Raw genomic sequence first — 15,256 nt, 5'->3', positions numbered from 1 at the left:
GGTCGTCGAACCGGGCACGGTCGCCCTCTGGACCGACGCGACACCCTCGCCCTACTCGCGACAGTGCGCGACGGCGACCCGATACGCGTGGAGCCGGCCGACGACCAGCGTCGACCGGCTCACACCACGGTCTCTCCTCAGCTCCTAGAGCTCCTTGCGAAACCCTTCCGCCGCCTTCAGGAAGATGTCGTTCGCCTCGGTCTCCCCGACCGTCACCCGCACACCCTCACCCGGGAACGGCCGGATCACCACGCCCGCCTGCTCGCACGCCTCCGCGAACGGGACCGTGCGTTCCCCCAGCCGCAGCCACACGAAGTTGGCCTGGGTCTCGGGCACCGTCCAGCCCTGGGCGCGCAGCCCGTCGACCACGCGCGTGCGCTCACACACCAGCGAGCCGACCCGGCCGAGCAGTTCGTCCTCGGCACGCAGCGAGGCGATCGCCGCTTCCTGCGCGAGCTGGCTCACCCCGAACGGGACCGCCGTCTTGCGCAGTGCCGCGGCCACCGGCTCGTGGGCGATGGCGAACCCGACACGCAGGCCGGCGAGGCCGTACGCCTTGGAGAAGGTCCGCAGGACGCAGACGTTGGGCCGGTCGCGGTAGAGCTCGACGCCGTCCGGCACCTCGGAATCACGGATGAACTCGCGGTAGGCCTCGTCCAGCACCACCAGCACATCCCCGGGCACGCGGTCGAGGAAGCGCTCCAGCTCCGCCCGCCGCACGACCGTGCCCGTCGGGTTGTTGGGGTTGCAGACGAAGATCAGCCGGGTCCGGTCGGTGACCGCGTCGGCCATCGCGTCGAGGTCGTGCACATCACCGGACGTCAGCGGCACCTGCACCGACGTAGCGCCGCTGATCTGCGTGATGATCGGGTAGGCCTCGAAGGACCGCCAGGCGTAGATGACCTCGTCGCCGGGGCCGGAGGTTGCCTGGATCAGCTGCTGGGCGACACCGACCGACCCGGTGCCGGTGGCCAGGTGGGAGAGGGGCACGCCGAACCGCTCGGACAGCTCGTTCATCAGCGCCGTACAGGCCATGTCCGGGTAGCGGTTGAAGTTGCAGGCCGCCGCCGTCACCGTCTCCATCACACTCGGCAGCGGCGGGTAGGGGTTCTCGTTGGAGGACAGCTTGTAGGCCACCGGCCCGCCCGCCTCGGCGGGCTTGCCCGGCTTGTAGGTGGGGATCCCCTCCAGCTCGGCGCGCAGCTTGGGGCTCGTCTCGCTCACCGCAGTCCTCCTCGCGAAGACCGGCGGCCCATGACCGCCGCCGACATCCAATACTCCTCACCTTATGAGGATTCGGCGCCGCTGCGTATAGCCACGACGGAGCGACGAACGCCGACCTCGTGCGTCGCACCGGCATCAGGGGCATCGTCCTACGAAGGCGTACGAATCCGGGGGCGCGCCGCACATATATCTACGCGCCGGTGGTGCACGCCGTGGCGCGCATCCCCCGTGCAGGTGAGTTGAGACCTCTTCGCAACATCGACCACTTGGCAGGCCCGTGCGCGCCGACAAGTCACGTACAGGGGTACGGGCGCTCAACACCCTTGGTTTCCAAAGCAATTGGGGCTAAGTGATCATGCAGAAACGTTCCTGTCAACGCGTGCATATGCGTCCGCACTACCCCACCGCATGAGCCCTACTATCGGCTCGCCATGACAGCAGCAGGGAAGCACCAGGTGAGCCGCGCGGAAACCTCACGTCGAGGCAGTCGGCCGGGTCGGGCGGGTATCAGAGATGTGGCCGCCGCCGCCGGAGTATCCATCACGACCGTCTCCGACGCCCTCAACGGCAAGGGCCGGCTCCCGGACGCCACCCGGCGCCATGTCCGCGAGGTCGCCGACCGGCTGGGCTACCGCCCCTCGGCCGCCGCCCGGACCCTCCGTACCGGCAAGTCGGGACTCATCGGCCTGACCGTGACCACATACGGGGATGAACCTTTCACCTTCACCGAGTTCGCCTACTTCGCCGAGATGGCGCGGGCCGCCACCTCCGCGGCGCTCGCCCGCGGCTACGCCCTCGTGATCCTGCCCGCGACCTCCCGCCACGACGTGTGGTCGAACGTCGCCCTGGACGGCACGGTCGTCATCGACCCCTCCGACCAGGACCCGGTGGTCAGCGAACTCGTCCGGCAGGGGCTGCCGGTCGTCTCCGACGGCCGCCCGGCCGGCTCGCTGCCGGTCACGGCCTGGGTCGACAACGACCACGAGGCCGCCGTCCTCGGCATCCTCGACCACCTGGCCGACGCCGGCGCCCGCCGCATCGGCCTGCTGACCGGCACGACGACCGACACGTACACCCACCTGTCGACCACCGCGTACCTGCGCTGGTGCGAGCGCGTCGGCCAGGATCCGGTGTACGAGGCCTATCCGGCGCACGATCCGTGCGCGGGCGCCGTCGCCGCCGACCGGCTCCTCGCCCGTCCCGACCGGCCCGACGCGGTCTACGGGCTGTTCGACCCGAACGGCACCGACCTGCTCGCCGCCGCCCGCCGCTACGGCCTGCGCGTACCGGACGACCTGCTGTTGGTCTGCTGCAGCGAGTCCACCGTGTACGCCAACACCGAGCCGTCCATCACCACGCTCTCCCTGAAACCGCGCCGGATCGGTACGGCGGTGGTACAGCTCCTCATCGACGCCATCGAGGGAGTGGATTCGGACCATCCGGTGGAGCAGGTGATACCGACGGAGCTGATCGTGCGCACGTCGTCCCAGCGGCGCCCGCCGCGCACGACGGTCAGCCCGCCGCGGTCACCCGAGGAGACGTAAGGCCGGTCGGGTAAAGGGAAGTTCGCACTCCTGGGGAGAAACAGGGCCGGTCCCCCGGAGAGAAGGGATCGTTCTCGCGAAGAGAAGGAAAGCGAGGACGGTCACACGGTGGTCAAAGCCCGGCCCAATCGGGGCGAAAGCCGCAGTGAACTGGACTCTTGCTCTGATTCACCACCCCTGGGTCATCACATGGCGCGATCCGCATTCCTATGATGGGCCCACGACACCCACGGGCCGCTACGACCAGGCAGTCCGATGCGGTGCAGATGCGGCGCGATGGTGGAGGGGTCGATGACTCAGGGGGCCGGTCAGGGACCCGAGGTGGAGCGGACGGCGACGTTGCGCGACTTCCGGGTGCCCGCGTACGTCCACGAGACCGGTCCGTACGTCCACAGCGCCCACCCCGGCGAGGTCGCCCCGCCGCCCGAGGAGACCTACCCCGAGGGGTACACACCGACCGAGCGCGATCTGCCCGTGATCAACCGGGGCGACACCGTCCAGGTGACCGTCGACCCCGAGGCCGCGCCGGCCCCGCAGGCCGACACCGGGCAGGGCCCGCTGTACGTCGTGGGCGACGTGCACGGCTACCTCGACGAGCTGGTGGCCGCCCTCCAGGAGAAGGGCCTCCTCGACGCCGCCGGCCAATGGTGCGCGGGCACCGCCCGGCTGTGGTTCCTCGGCGACTTCACCGACCGCGGCCCGGACGGCATCGGCGTCATCGACCTGGTGATGCGGCTGTCCGCCGAGGCCGCCGCGGCAGGCGGCTACTGCAAGGCGCTCATGGGCAACCACGAGCTGCTGCTGCTCGGCGCCAAGCGGTTCGGCGACACGCCCGTCAACTCCGGCGCGGGCACCGCCACTTTCCAGGCGGCCTGGCTGCTCAACGGCGGCCAGAAGACCGACATGGACCGCCTCCAGGACCACCACCTTCAGTGGATGGCCCGTCTGGACGCCGTCGAGGAGGTCGACAGCCACCTGCTCGTCCACTCCGACACCACCGCCTACCTCGACTACGGGCGCTCCATCGAAGAGGTCAACGACACCGTCCGCGAGACGCTCACGCGCAACGACGCGGACGAGGTCTGGGACCTGTTCCGCAAGTTCACCAAGCGGTTCTCCTTCCGCGACGAGGGCGGCGCGGACGCCGTACGTTCCCTGCTCGATACGTACGGGGGCACCCGCATCGTTCACGGCCACAGCCCGATTCCGTATCTGCTGGGCGAGGTCGGCTCCGAGGACGACGATGACAGCTCCGACCCCGTGGTCGAAGGACCGCATGTCTACGCCGACGGACTCGCCATCGCCATGGACGGCGGCGTGACCATGGCCGGAAAGCTGCTGGTCCAGCAACTGCCGCTGGGTACGTGAACGTTCACCGGGCAGGCGTTTCCCGTCACAGGACCGGACCTGTGACGGGTCAATTTCGGTAAACCCCCTGTCACCGCCCACCTTCACGGCTCTACCATCGGCTTATCCGTAGCAGGCTCCCCTCCGTTTCTGCCCGACGGCTCGTCAGCATGCCGAGTCACAAGCCCTACGGAGCATCGGGGGATGCACATGAACAGCGTTCCGCAGCACCTGCTGAGCGAGGACCGCCAGGAATACGAGCGGATCCTCGATGAGGCGCTGCGCTCCGCACCACACCGTCCGGAACTGGCCGCTGTCGGACAGCGGCTCAACCCCGAACAACTGCGCACCATGGCGCTGAACGCCACCGCGCTCATCACGGCGGCCGCGTCGACCGAATACCAGCACTACGTCAAGGTCCGCGAGGAAATGCGCCAGCCGGCGCCGTCCAGCCAACCGGCCGTGCGCGAGTCCGGCTCCTCCGAGCCGGACACGGGCGCGGCGGGCCTCACCGCCACCATGGGCGAGGTCGCCGACACCGCCGGCGCGGGCGCCGTCGCCGTCGTCGCCGTCCTCGCTCCCGTCCTGGCCGGAACCGCCGCGGCGATCTTCCTGCTCGTCGGCTACATCCTTCAGATGCTCAACCCCGAGCAGATGTTCGCCCGGACCATGCTCACGACGGGCTGGGTGTTCGGCGCCGTGACCGCGGTCGCGATCCTCGTCGCCGCCGTGGGACTGCTGATCACCGCCCTGCACAACAAGCCGACGGCCGAAAGCGGCCCGCACGGCGAACTGCAAGGGGAGGTGGACCGGGCCAGGGAGGCCTGGCGCGAGGCCCTGCTGGAACGCGGCATCCTGCCCTTCCTCCGGGAGGCCCTCGTCGACCCGAACGCGGCCACCGCGCTGCACCACACCTCCCCGTCCACGCCGGTCAGCCGCATGCCGCATCTCGGCTACGACCGCCCGGGTTTCACCAGCCCGGAGGACGGCAACCGCGGCTCGCGGCCGAGCTTCAGCAGCCCGGATTACACCAGCCCGGACTTCGGAGGACCGGAACACCAGCCGGAGTAGCCCTCGGTCAGTGCCGCAGGCCGGTCCGCTCCCGCGGGCCAGGGGACCAGGGACCACCGGTCCCCGGCCCTCGGCCTGTGTGCGGGCGAATCAGTCCGCGATGGGCAGGTACACGCGGTTCCCGCTCGCAGCGAACTCCTTCGACTTCTGGGCCATGCCGTCCTCGATCTCGGCCCGGTTGCCGCCGTGTTCACGACGGATGTCCTGCGAGATCTTCATGCTGCAGAACTTGGGACCGCACATCGAGCAGAAGTGAGCCGTCTTGGCGGGCTCCGCCGGCAGGGTCTCGTCGTGGAACTCCCGTGCCGTGTCCGGGTCGAGGGCGAGGTTGAACTGGTCCTCCCACCGGAACTCGAAACGGGCGTCGGACAGCGCGTCGTCCCACGCCTGGGCACCTGGGTGTCCCTTGGCGAGATCTGCTGCGTGGGCGGCGATCTTGTAGGTGATGACGCCGGTCTTGACGTCGTCACGGTTCGGCAGGCCCAGGTGCTCCTTGGGCGTGACGTAACACAGCATGGCCGTACCCCACCAGGCGATCATCGCGGCGCCGATGCCGGAGGTGATGTGGTCGTACGCCGGCGCGACGTCCGTAGTCAGCGGGCCGAGCGTATAGAACGGAGCTTCATCGCAGATCTCCTGCTGAAGGTCGATGTTCTCCTTGATCTTGTGCATCGGGACGTGGCCCGGGCCTTCGATCATGGTCTGTACGTTGAAACGCTTGGCGGTCTGGTTGAGTTCCCCGAGCGTCCTCAACTCCGCGAACTGTGCCTCGTCGTTGGCGTCCGCGATCGAGCCCGGCCGCAGACCGTCGCCGAGGGAGTACGTGACGTCGTACGCGGCGAGGATTTCGCAGAGCTCCTCGAAGTTCTCGTACAGGAACGACTCCTTGTGGTGCGCGAGGCACCAGGCGGCCATGATCGAGCCGCCGCGCGAGACGATGCCGGTCTTGCGGTTGGCCGTCAGCGGCACGTACGCCAGGCGCACGCCCGCGTGGACCGTCATGTAGTCCACGCCCTGCTCGGCCTGTTCGATGACCGTGTCCTTGTAGATGTCCCAGGTCAGCTCCTCGGCCCGGCCGTCGACCTTCTCCAGGGCCTGGTAGAGCGGCACGGTGCCGATGGGCACGGGGGAGTTGCGCAGCACCCATTCGCGCGTGGTGTGGATGTTGCGGCCGGTGGACAGGTCCATGACCGTGTCGGCGCCCCAGCGGGTCGCCCAGGTCATCTTCTCGACTTCCTCCTCGATGGAGGACGTCACCGCCGAGTTGCCGATGTTGGCGTTGACCTTCACCAGGAACCGCTTGCCGATGATCATCGGCTCGATCTCCGGGTGGTTGACGTTGGCCGGCAGCACCGCCCGGCCCGCCGCGATCTCGTCGCGCACCACCTCGGGCGAAACGTTCTCCCGGATGGCCACGTACTCCATCTCGGGCGTGATCTCGCCCCGACGGGCGTACGCGAGCTGCGTGACCGCCTTGCCGTCCCTGCTGCGGCGCGGCTGGCGCGGCCGTCCTGGGAAGACGGCGTCGAGGTTGCGCAGGCCGCCGCGCGGCGAGGTGTGCTTGATGCCGTCGTCCTCGGGACGGGCGGGTCGGCCCGCGTACTCCTCGGTGTCGCCACGGGCGATGATCCAGTTCTCGCGCAGCGGCGACAGGCCCCTGCGGACGTCTGTGTCGACGAGAGGATCGGTGTACGGGCCCGACGTGTCGTACAGCGTGACCGACTGCCCGTTGGTGAGATGCACCTGACGGACCGGCACCCGCAAGTCGGGGCGAGAGCCCTCGACGTACGCCTTGTGCCAGCCGATGGACTTCCCGGCCTCCTCGGACTGTGCGTCCTGAACGGAGGCAGGCGTGCGTGCGTCCTTGTTGGTCATGAGACCTACTCCCTACGCCGGCATTACCCGGTAACAGGTTCGGCGGTCGACGCAGCGGCTTCCGTCTGCCGACGTTTCGTGTGAAACATCACTCGACTTCGGTGATGTTTCATGTGAAACATCGCTGGGACGGAGGTCAGCGCCCTCTCAGCCCGGTGCTCCGAGCTCCCGCGTGTACAAAAGGTGCCTCCACGCTAGCGGCAATTCTGGCGCGGTGAACAGAGGGCCCCCCTCGTTCTTGCGATGATCGGTCGGTGACCACGACGCAGCGTCCTCCTTACCCACCGCCCGAGCCGCCCCGCGGATCCGGCGCCGGCAACGGCAACGGCCGTGGAAACGAGCACGATTTCGCCGCCCCGGGCGGGCTCGGTCCTGCCCGGGGACAGACGCACGGGCACAGGCCCGGTCCCGAGAGCGGACAGGGTGCCGCTCCGGCCGGTGCGTACGGTTCTGGCTCCGGAGGCTGGCACGGTCCCGGCCCCGGAGAAGGCGACAGGCCCAGCGGAGGCCACGGTCACAGCGGAGGCGACGGGCACGGCGAAGGCCACGGTCCCGGCGGCGGCCACGGGCACGGTGGGGGCGACGGGCACGGTCACGGAAGCGGCCCCGGCCCGGCACCGGGCGGCGGGCACGGGCACAGTCACAGCCACGGTCCTGCCACGCCCGTCTCCATGCACCTGCGCAAGGTCATCGCGGCCGTCCTGATCCCGTTCGCCGCTGCCGTGCTGGTCGGTCTCGCCGTGCTGTGGCCGGGCGGCGCCCCGCCGCACGAGCGCACCGGCGTCGGCTTCGACCGGCAGACGCAGCAGGCCTCGGTCACCGAGGTCGTGGAGGTGAGCTGCAAGGAGGCCGGCGCTTCGGGCGTCCCGCCGACCGGAGACACCTCCACCGCCGAGGGTTCCTCCGCGGTGCAGCAGGAGAAGGGCACCTGCAAGCGGGCGACGATCCGGGTCGACAGCGGCAAGGACAAGGGCCGTACCTTCACCGAGATCGTGCAGCCGGACCAGTCCCGCCAGTTGCACGAGGGCCAGAAGGTCGTGGTCGCCTACGAGCCCTCAGCGCCGAAAGACCTTCAGTACTCGGTAACCGACATCAACCGCCGCCTGCCCTTGGCGCTACTCGCCGGCATCTTCGCCCTCGCCGTCGTGGTCGTCGGGCGACTGCGGGGTGTCATGGCCCTGGTCGCGCTGGCCATCAGTTTCATGGTGCTGAACCTCTTCATCCTGCCCGCGATCCTTCAGGGCTCGAACCCACTGCTCGTGGCGGTGGTGGGCGCGAGCGCCATCATGCTCATCGCCCTGTATCTGTGTCACGGCCTGTCGGCCCGGACTTCCGTGGCGGTGCTCGGCACCCTCATCTCGCTGCTGCTGATCGGCGTCCTCGGCTCGCTGTTCATCGGCTGGGCAGCGCTCACCGGCAACACCGACGACAACACCGGTCTGATCCACGGCCTCTACCCGACGATCGACATGAGCGGTCTGCTGCTCGCCGGCGTCATCATCGGATCGCTGGGCGTACTCGACGACGTGACGGTCACGCAGACCTCGGCGGTCTGGGAGCTGCACGAGGCCAACCCGTCCATGGGCTGGCGCGGCCTCTACCGCGCGGGTATCCGGATCGGCCGCGACCACATCGCCTCGGTCGTCAACACGCTCGTCCTCGCCTACGCGGGTGCCGCCCTGCCGCTGCTCCTGCTGTTCTCCATCGCGCAGAGCGGTGTCGGAACGGTCGCCAACAGCGAGCTGGTCGCGGAGGAGATCGTGCGCACGCTGATCGGTTCGATCGGCCTGGTCGCCTCGGTGCCGGTCACCACGGCCCTGGCCGCGCTGGTGGTCTCGGCCGACCGCCCGGGAGCACAGCCCGCCGTGGAGGCCGCCGCGGCTCCGGCACGCGGGGGGAAGGGCCGGCGCCGCAAGCGCTGACGGCTCTCGAACTCCGAAGCCATCTGTCCCGCCGTACAAAGAAGCGTTCCTGCACAGCTCGGCGGCATCCGGTGAAGCGTTACTCCACCGTGCCGCCCCATGGATGTCTCAGCCGGCGCCCTGTTCCGCCAGAATGCGGTCCAGGGCCTCGTCGAGATGAGCGTCGAAGTCGGCGAGCGAGCCCTCCTGGCCCAGCGGCACCAGCTTGTCGGTGCGGTCGAGGAAGGCGACCAGCGGTGCCGTCGACGACCGGAACAGCGCCTGGTCACTGCCCACCTGAAGCCGGATCAGCACCTCGCCCAGCGAGTCCGGTTCGACAGGCGTGACCCGCACATCGCCCTCCCCGCACGGCCGGCCGACCCCGTCGATCAGCAGCTCACGGCCGAAAGCCCACGTCACCGGTGCATCACCGGGCAAGTGGAAGGTCAGCCTGACCGCATAGGGATCACTGGTCTCATAGCGCAGCTCCACCGGAATGCGGAAGGAGAGCTCCTCGGACACGAGAAAGCTCATCATGACCTCTGCCTGTACGGACTCGCGCATCGCTAACCCCGTCATTCGCCGTGGACTGGCCGGGAACGAACCTCTGACACTTGTGGAATCTTGCTGAACGTACACAGCAGATCACAAGGAGTGAGTTTTCACATACTGATAGAGAGTGCGAGGGACCCGAGCCGGCTCCCGATCTCACTCTGCAACCGCCGGGCCGCCGGGAGCAGCCGGTGCTCCTGGTGGGCGGGCATGGAGATGGCCATCGTGGCGGCCGTGGCGCCGAGGGTGAGCGGAATCGCCGCGCAGACGGCGCCCAAGGCGTACTCCTGCCGCTCGGTCACCGGTTCCATCCGCCGCACCCGCTCCAGACGGCGCAGCAGGCTGTGGTTGTCCCGCACGGTGTACGGCGTGAGGGCCCGCACGGGATAGCGGTCGAGGTGGTCCCGGCGGGCCTCGTCGTCCAACTGGGACAGCAGGCACTGCCCGATGGCGTGCGCGTGCCCGGTCTCCCGGAAGTCGGCCCACTCCTCGACCGCGGGATTGCCCGGGGTGTCGGAGACGCACACGACCTCGATCTCGCCCTCGCGGTACACCGCGTAGTACACGGGGACGCCGAGCACGTCCCGCCAGTGCGCGACGGCGTCGATGACCGTGCTGCGACGTTTCTGCCGTGCCCCGCTGCTGCTCAGCCGCTCGGCGGCCTCGCCGAGGAAGAACAGGCCCTTGTCCCGGTGCAGATAGCCCTCGTGCACGAGGGTGCGCAGCAGGTGGTAGGTCGTGGGCAGGGCCAGCCCGGTCTCACGGGCCAGTTGCTTGGCAGGGGCGCCGTATTCGTGCGCCGCGACGGTCTCCAGCAGGCGCATCGCGCGCTGCACGGACCCGATGAGAGTCGCCGGAGGGGGTGACGGGGCGGGAGGCGGTTGCTCGGAGGGGGGCGCCGAGCGGGGTTGCGCGGGGACAGCGTGCAGGTGGACACGTGCGGTGTCGGCCGGGGCCAAGGGTCACTCCCGAAGCGCGAGGGGGTAGACCCGTGCCGATGGACACGGGTGGAGGTGTACGCCGCTCGCGGGGATGTCCCCGCGTCGAGTTCCGGACTCTATTCGTCTGCCACCGCACGCAGACGGCCCGGAAGGAAAACTTCCCCCGGCCGAGGGAACCGGTGACGCCGGGTGTTTCCCGCTACCCCCACCGGTTTCCCACCGGTCTCACCAGTCGCTGCGCGACGAGGAGCTCGACGTGAACTTCCGTACGACGTAGATCAGTCCACCGATGAGTGCCACGAAGACCAGCACCTTGAAGAGCAGTCCGATGACGAACCCGACCACGCTGGCGATCAGCCCGCCGAACACGACCAGGGCGACGACCGGCACCGCGATCCACTTCACCCACCACGGCAGTCCCGTGAAGATCTCTCGCATCGCCCTCGTCCTTACCTCTCCGCCCGTTCGAGTGCCGGGTCCTGTCGGTCTTTCTGGATCTCCTGATGTCCTGCACTCGATGCTAGGTCCGGGAGGGGGTCGCGCGGGGGCCTCGCATCCCTTGTCCTCCCCTGACCGATCCCCTAGGGAACCCCGAGACCCGTCAGCTCTCGGGCGGAGAGAAGACCACCAGCACCCTCAGGTCCTCGGTGATGTGATGGAACTTGTGCGCGACGCCGGCCGGCACGTAGATCACGCTGCCGCGTGCCACCTGCGTCGTCTCCAGGCCGACGGTGATCGCGGCACGGCCGCTCACAACGAAGTAGACCTCGTCCTGATTGTGCGGCTTCTGTGGATCCTGGTCGCCCGCATCGAGGGCGTACAGGCCGACCGACATGCTCTGCTCCCGCAGAAACTGCAGGTAGGCGCCTTCGTTGGCGGCGCGCTCCGCCTCCAGTTCGTCCAGCCGGAATGCCTTCATCGCCTTGGTCGCCCCTGCCTCTTGTGCCCATGTCCGATCAGGTCTGCCACGATCAGACACATGATGAATTTCGTAGTCAAGACGATCGCCAACGCGGGTGCCCTGGCGGTCGCGGTATGGCTGCTCGACAAGATCACCCTGACCGGCGACAGCACGGGCAAGAAGATCGGCACCCTGATCATCGTCGCGCTGATCTTCGGCCTGGTGAACTTCCTGGTCAAGCCTGTCGTCAAGCTCCTCAGCCTCCCGCTGCTGATCCTGACGCTCGGCCTGTTCACCCTGATCGTCAACGCGCTGATGCTGCTGCTCACCTCGTGGCTGGCCGACCAGTTCGACCTCAGCTTCCACGTGGAGGGCTTCTGGACGGCCGTCCTGGGCGGCCTGATCATCTCTGTCGTCTCCTGGGCGCTGAACGTCGTCCTGCCCGACAAGGACTGAGCGCGCATGACCTACCGCGTCTGCTTCGTCTGCACGGGCAACATCTGCCGTTCCCCGATGGCCGAGATCGTCTTCCGCGCGCGCGTGGCGGAGGCCGGTCTCGACGGCCTGGTCGAGGTCGACAGTGCCGGCACGGGCGGCTGGCACGAGGGCGACGGCGCAGACCCGCGCACGATGACCGTCCTGGCGGAGAACGGCTACGCCACCGGCCACACGGCCCGCCAGTTCCAGCCCTCGTGGTTCTCCCGCCACGACCTGGTCGTCGCCCTCGACTCCGGCCACCTCAGGGCACTGCGCCGCCTCGCACCCACGGAACAGGACGCGCAGAAGGTGCGTCTGCTGCGTTCGTACGACCCCGCCGCCGGCGACGACCTCGACGTACCGGACCCTTATTACGGAGGTGCCGAGGGCTTCGAGGAGTGCCTTGAGATGGTGGAGGCGGCGAGCGCCGGCCTGCTCGCCGCAGTGCGTGAGGACATGGAGGAACGGGCAGCATGAGCGAACCCGCGACGGGCGACGCGCATCGCGAGACAGGCGACGCCGTTCCGGCGGCGGGCGCCGCGGGCCGGGTGGCGCGCAGCGGCGACCGGGTGGCCGCGGGTGCCGGTGACGGCACGCGCGCGGTGCGGGCCGGGCTGCCCGAGCCGGCCAAGTACGAGCCCACCCTGCCCGGACCGGTGTTCGCCGCCCACTACCACCTGCCGGGCGAGCCCACCGGCCCCTACACCTACGGCCGTGACGAGAACCCGACCTGGACGCTGCTGGAGCGCGCCGTCGGCGAGCTGGAGGCGCCCGGCCAGGACGGCGTCGAGACGCTCGTGTTCGCCTCCGGCATGGCCGCGACCTCGGCGGTGCTCTTCTCCCAGCTGCGCGCCGGGGACGTGTGCGTCCTGCCCGACGACGGTTACCAGGTGCTGCCCCTGGTCCGCGCGCAGCTGGAGGCGTACGGCATCGAGGTGCGCACCGCGCCCACCGGTGGTGACGCCCAGCTCGACGTCCTCGAGGGCGCGAAGCTGCTCTGGATCGAGACCCCGTCGAACCCCGGGCTCGACGTGTGCGACATCAGGCGGCTCGCAGAGGCGGCGCACGCCCGTGGCGCCCTGGTGGCCGTCGACAACACCCTCGCGACACCGCTCGGCCAGCGCCCCCTGGAGCTCGGCGCCGACTTCGCCGTGGCCAGCGGCACCAAGCAGCTCACCGGTCACGGCGACATCCTCTTGGGCTACGTCGTCGGCCGGGACCCCGAGGCCATGGCCGCCGTACGCCGCTGGCGCAAGATCGTCGGTGCGATTCCCGGGCCGATGGAGGCCTGGCTAGCACACCGTTCGATCGCGACGCTCCAGATGCGGGTCGACCGGCAGAGCGCGACGGCCCTGGAGGTCGCCGAGGCCCTGCACGAGCGGCCCGAGGTGACCGGGCTGCGCTACCCCGGACTTCCCAGCCACCCCGCGCACAAGATCGCCGCACAGCAGATGCGGCGCTATGGGTGCGTGGTGTCGTTCACGTTGCCCACACGCGCGCGTGCCGACCGTTTTCTCGACGCCCTGCGGCTCGTGGACGACGCGACGAGCTTCGGCGGAGTGCGGTCCACGGCCGAACGGCGCGGACGCTGGGGCGGCGACGCGGTGCCGGAGGGCTTCATCCGTCTGTCGGTCGGCGCCGAGGATCCGGAGGACCTGGTGGCCGATGTGCTGCGCGCGCTGGACGCGTCGGCAGCCTGACCATCCCCCACGGACGGTCCGAGCCTCCCCCCTCGTGGCTCGGACCGTCCCCCGGTTCCGCGCGCAAGAACCGCGCGACCAAGGCTAGTTGACTCTCTGTCAGTGTCCAATCACAGTAGCGACAGAGACCTATCGACTTATTTATAGTTGGGCGCGGTCGAGGGCCGGGAGCGGGGCCGAAGAGGGGAGAGCGGTGTGGATCTGGCCTTGCTGCGGACCTTCGTGACCGTGCACCGGGCCGGTTCCTTCACCCGCGCCGCCGCCCTGCTCGGTCTCTCCCAGCCGGCCGTCACCTCGCAGATACGGACGCTGGAACGGCAGCTGGGCCGCCCCCTGTTCCTGCGGCAGGCCCGCGGCGTGACCCCGACGAGCATCGGCGACGAACTCGCCCACAAGGCCGCACCGCATCTCGACGCCTTGGTGGAGATCACCGAGACCGGCATCGACGACGACTCCTCCTTACGGACGCTGCACCTCGCCGGGCCTCCGGAGTTCACCGCGGAACGAGCCTTGCCCGCTCTCACGGAGCTGACCGGCGAGGACGGCCAGGGCTTCGCCCTGCGCGCCTCCTTCGGGAACGCCGAGGAAACGCTGGAAGGGCTTTCCGCCGGGCATCATGATCTGGCCATCAGCACGGCCCGTCCGCGCGGTGCCCTGCTCACGGCGACTGCGCTCTGCGACGAGGAGCACGTCCTGATCGCCGCCCCGCGCTGGGCCGGAGAGATCGGCGCCGAGCAGCCGGACCGCAAGCCGGAACCGGCTCTGGAGCAGGTGCCGGTCGTGGAGGTGCACGAGTCGCTGCCCTTCGTCTCCCGCTACTGGGCCTCCGTCTTCGACTCGTGCCCGGCCGCTCCGGGCACTGTCGTCGTCCCCGATCTGCGTGCGGTTCTGGCGTGCGCGGTTGCGGGTGCGGGCCTGGCGGTACTGCCCCGCTATCTGTGCGCGGCCGCGTTGGAGCGGGGTGACGTCGTCGCCCTGCACGAGCCGGCGGTGCCGCCGCTGCGCACGTACTTCCTGGTGGTGCGCACCGGAACGCTCGCGATGCCCCATATCGCGCGGGCTCATGAGTGGTTGCAGCGGGCGGCGGCCGACTGGTGCTGAGGAGGCGCCCGAGGGCGGGTACCGGGTTGCGCGGGCGCGTATGCAGGCTGCCCCCACCGTGCCTCACTCTGAGAGCCCGGCCGGTGACGTTTCGCGATGTTTCACGTGGAACCAGCCGGGCCACATTTCACCCATGACCGTCCGACCTGTGGTCAAGCGCACCGCCCGTGCCGTTCTGCTGGACGGTGACGACCTGATCCTGATCAAGCGCACCAAGCCCGGCATGGACCCCTACTGGCTCACCCCCGGCGGTGGGGTCGAGCCCAGCGACTCGACCGTTGTCGACGCCCTGCACCGCGAGGTGTACGAGGAGCTCGGAGCGAAGATCACCGACGTGGTGCCCTGCTTCGTGGACACCGTGGAGCACATCGGGGACGACGGCGGTGCGACCGGTGTGAAGGTGCAGCACTTCTTCGTCTGCCGCCTGGAGTCCATGGATCCCTCGCTCCGCCATGGTCCCGAGGTGGACGAGCCCGTCGGCGAGTACGAGATCGTCCGCGTGCCCTTCACCCGGGTCGGAATCGCCTCCGTCCATCTCGTTCCGCTGTCGCTGCGGCACTACCTGGACGGCAACATCGAGGGCGTGCTCGCCATGCACGCCCCTGACCTGGGCTGACACCGG

15 protein-coding genes are annotated in these 15,256 nt (G+C 69.4%); 9 read left to right on the top strand and 6 right to left on the bottom strand.

The annotated features are described in order from the left end of the window. Positions 1-144: 144 nt before the first annotated feature. A complete protein-coding gene (hisC, locus tag ACZ6TU_RS29765; RefSeq protein WP_467678030.1) occupies positions 145-1,224 on the bottom strand; it encodes a histidinol-phosphate transaminase in 1,080 nt (359 codons plus the stop codon). Between the two features lie 431 nt (positions 1,225-1,655). Between hisC and ACZ6TU_RS29760 the strand changes: the two genes are divergently transcribed. From ACZ6TU_RS29760 to ACZ6TU_RS29750, 3 genes are all read left to right on the top strand, one after another. Beyond that, positions 1,656-2,768: a LacI family DNA-binding transcriptional regulator gene (locus tag ACZ6TU_RS29760; RefSeq protein ID WP_467678032.1), complete on the top strand. Its 1,113-nt coding sequence runs from the start codon at positions 1,656-1,658 to the stop codon at positions 2,766-2,768. Between the two features lie 276 nt (positions 2,769-3,044). After that, positions 3,045-4,136 (top strand): metallophosphoesterase, encoded by a 1,092-nt coding sequence (locus ACZ6TU_RS29755; RefSeq protein ID WP_469552105.1) that lies wholly within the window; start codon positions 3,045-3,047, stop codon positions 4,134-4,136. Positions 4,137-4,319: 183 nt separating this feature from the next. Then, on the top strand, positions 4,320-5,186 hold the full coding sequence (locus ACZ6TU_RS29750; protein ID WP_467678036.1) for a hypothetical protein: 867 nt from the start codon (positions 4,320-4,322) through the stop codon (positions 5,184-5,186). A gap of 90 nt (positions 5,187-5,276) precedes the next feature. Here ACZ6TU_RS29750 and thiC read toward each other — a convergent pair whose 3' ends face one another. Further along, on the bottom strand, positions 5,277-7,061 hold the full coding sequence (gene thiC / locus ACZ6TU_RS29745) for a phosphomethylpyrimidine synthase ThiC (protein ID WP_467678038.1): 1,785 nt from the start codon (positions 7,059-7,061) through the stop codon (positions 5,277-5,279). A 254-nt stretch (positions 7,062-7,315) separates the two neighbouring features. Between thiC and ACZ6TU_RS29740 the strand changes: the two genes are divergently transcribed. After that, the gene (locus ACZ6TU_RS29740) at positions 7,316-8,983 is read left to right on the top strand and encodes a YibE/F family protein (protein WP_469552103.1); all 1,668 of its coding nucleotides are present in this window, start codon (positions 7,316-7,318) and stop codon (positions 8,981-8,983) included. Between the two features lie 108 nt (positions 8,984-9,091). On the opposite strand, the gene ACZ6TU_RS29735 is transcribed toward ACZ6TU_RS29740, so the two are convergent. The 4 genes from ACZ6TU_RS29735 to ACZ6TU_RS29720 all read right to left on the bottom strand — a co-directional run bounded on the left by ACZ6TU_RS29735 (position 9,092) and on the right by ACZ6TU_RS29720 (position 11,374). Beyond that, positions 9,092-9,526: an SsgA family sporulation/cell division regulator gene (locus ACZ6TU_RS29735; RefSeq protein ID WP_020271172.1), complete on the bottom strand. Its 435-nt coding sequence runs from the start codon at positions 9,524-9,526 to the stop codon at positions 9,092-9,094. Positions 9,527-9,624: 98 nt separating this feature from the next. Further along, positions 9,625-10,473, bottom strand: a complete 849-nt coding sequence (locus ACZ6TU_RS29730; RefSeq protein ID WP_469552100.1) for an IclR family transcriptional regulator — start codon at positions 10,471-10,473, stop codon at positions 9,625-9,627. Positions 10,474-10,680: 207 nt separating this feature from the next. Further along, entirely contained in the window at positions 10,681-10,893 is a 213-nt protein-coding gene (locus ACZ6TU_RS29725) for a DUF5326 family protein (protein ID WP_467678044.1), read from the bottom strand. A gap of 163 nt (positions 10,894-11,056) precedes the next feature. After that, entirely contained in the window at positions 11,057-11,374 is a 318-nt protein-coding gene (locus tag ACZ6TU_RS29720; protein ID WP_467678227.1) for a cupin domain-containing protein, read from the bottom strand. Positions 11,375-11,434: 60 nt separating this feature from the next. Here ACZ6TU_RS29720 and ACZ6TU_RS29715 point away from each other — a divergent pair, with 60 nt between their 5' ends. The 5 genes from ACZ6TU_RS29715 to ACZ6TU_RS29695 all read left to right on the top strand — a co-directional run bounded on the left by ACZ6TU_RS29715 (position 11,435) and on the right by ACZ6TU_RS29695 (position 15,250). Further along, positions 11,435-11,812 (top strand): phage holin family protein, encoded by a 378-nt coding sequence (locus ACZ6TU_RS29715; protein WP_467678046.1) that lies wholly within the window; start codon positions 11,435-11,437, stop codon positions 11,810-11,812. A 6-nt stretch (positions 11,813-11,818) separates the two neighbouring features. Then, a complete protein-coding gene (locus ACZ6TU_RS29710) occupies positions 11,819-12,310 on the top strand; it encodes a low molecular weight protein-tyrosine-phosphatase (protein ID WP_469552097.1) in 492 nt (163 codons plus the stop codon). After that, the gene (locus tag ACZ6TU_RS29705; protein WP_469552095.1) at positions 12,307-13,533 is read left to right on the top strand and encodes a cystathionine gamma-lyase; all 1,227 of its coding nucleotides are present in this window, start codon (positions 12,307-12,309) and stop codon (positions 13,531-13,533) included. The genes ACZ6TU_RS29710 and ACZ6TU_RS29705 overlap by 4 nt, the downstream gene beginning before the upstream one ends. 195 nt (positions 13,534-13,728) lie before the next feature. Further along, entirely contained in the window at positions 13,729-14,634 is a 906-nt protein-coding gene (locus tag ACZ6TU_RS29700; RefSeq protein WP_467678052.1) for a LysR family transcriptional regulator, read from the top strand. 133 nt (positions 14,635-14,767) lie between these two features. After that, a complete protein-coding gene (locus ACZ6TU_RS29695; protein WP_467678054.1) occupies positions 14,768-15,250 on the top strand; it encodes an NUDIX domain-containing protein in 483 nt (160 codons plus the stop codon). Positions 15,251-15,256 lie beyond the last annotated feature (6 nt).

This window comes from Streptomyces sp. NPDC052064 (assembly GCF_055585925.1).
This window is presented reverse-complemented; position numbering and strand designations above follow the sequence as displayed.

Bases quoted from the DNA above. Each gene is read 5' to 3' on its own strand.
- ACZ6TU_RS29710 (WP_469552097.1), top strand. From the start codon at position 11,819: ATGACCTACCGCGTCTGCTTCGTCTGCACGGGCAACATCTGCCGTTCC.
- thiC (WP_467678038.1), bottom strand. From the start codon at position 7,061: ATGACCAACAAGGACGCACGCACGCCTGCCTCCGTTCAGGACGCACAG.
- ACZ6TU_RS29695 (WP_467678054.1), top strand. From the start codon at position 14,768: ATGACCGTCCGACCTGTGGTCAAGCGCACCGCCCGTGCCGTTCTGCTG.
- ACZ6TU_RS29705 (WP_469552095.1), top strand. From the start codon at position 12,307: ATGAGCGAACCCGCGACGGGCGACGCGCATCGCGAGACAGGCGACGCC.
- ACZ6TU_RS29760 (WP_467678032.1), top strand. From the start codon at position 1,656: ATGACAGCAGCAGGGAAGCACCAGGTGAGCCGCGCGGAAACCTCACGT.
- ACZ6TU_RS29755 (WP_469552105.1), top strand. From the start codon at position 3,045: ATGGTGGAGGGGTCGATGACTCAGGGGGCCGGTCAGGGACCCGAGGTG.
- ACZ6TU_RS29735 (WP_020271172.1), bottom strand. From the start codon at position 9,526: ATGCGCGAGTCCGTACAGGCAGAGGTCATGATGAGCTTTCTCGTGTCC.
- ACZ6TU_RS29725 (WP_467678044.1), bottom strand. From the start codon at position 10,893: ATGCGAGAGATCTTCACGGGACTGCCGTGGTGGGTGAAGTGGATCGCG.
- ACZ6TU_RS29750 (WP_467678036.1), top strand. From the start codon at position 4,320: ATGCACATGAACAGCGTTCCGCAGCACCTGCTGAGCGAGGACCGCCAG.
- ACZ6TU_RS29715 (WP_467678046.1), top strand. From the start codon at position 11,435: ATGATGAATTTCGTAGTCAAGACGATCGCCAACGCGGGTGCCCTGGCG.
- ACZ6TU_RS29720 (WP_467678227.1), bottom strand. From the start codon at position 11,374: ATGAAGGCATTCCGGCTGGACGAACTGGAGGCGGAGCGCGCCGCCAAC.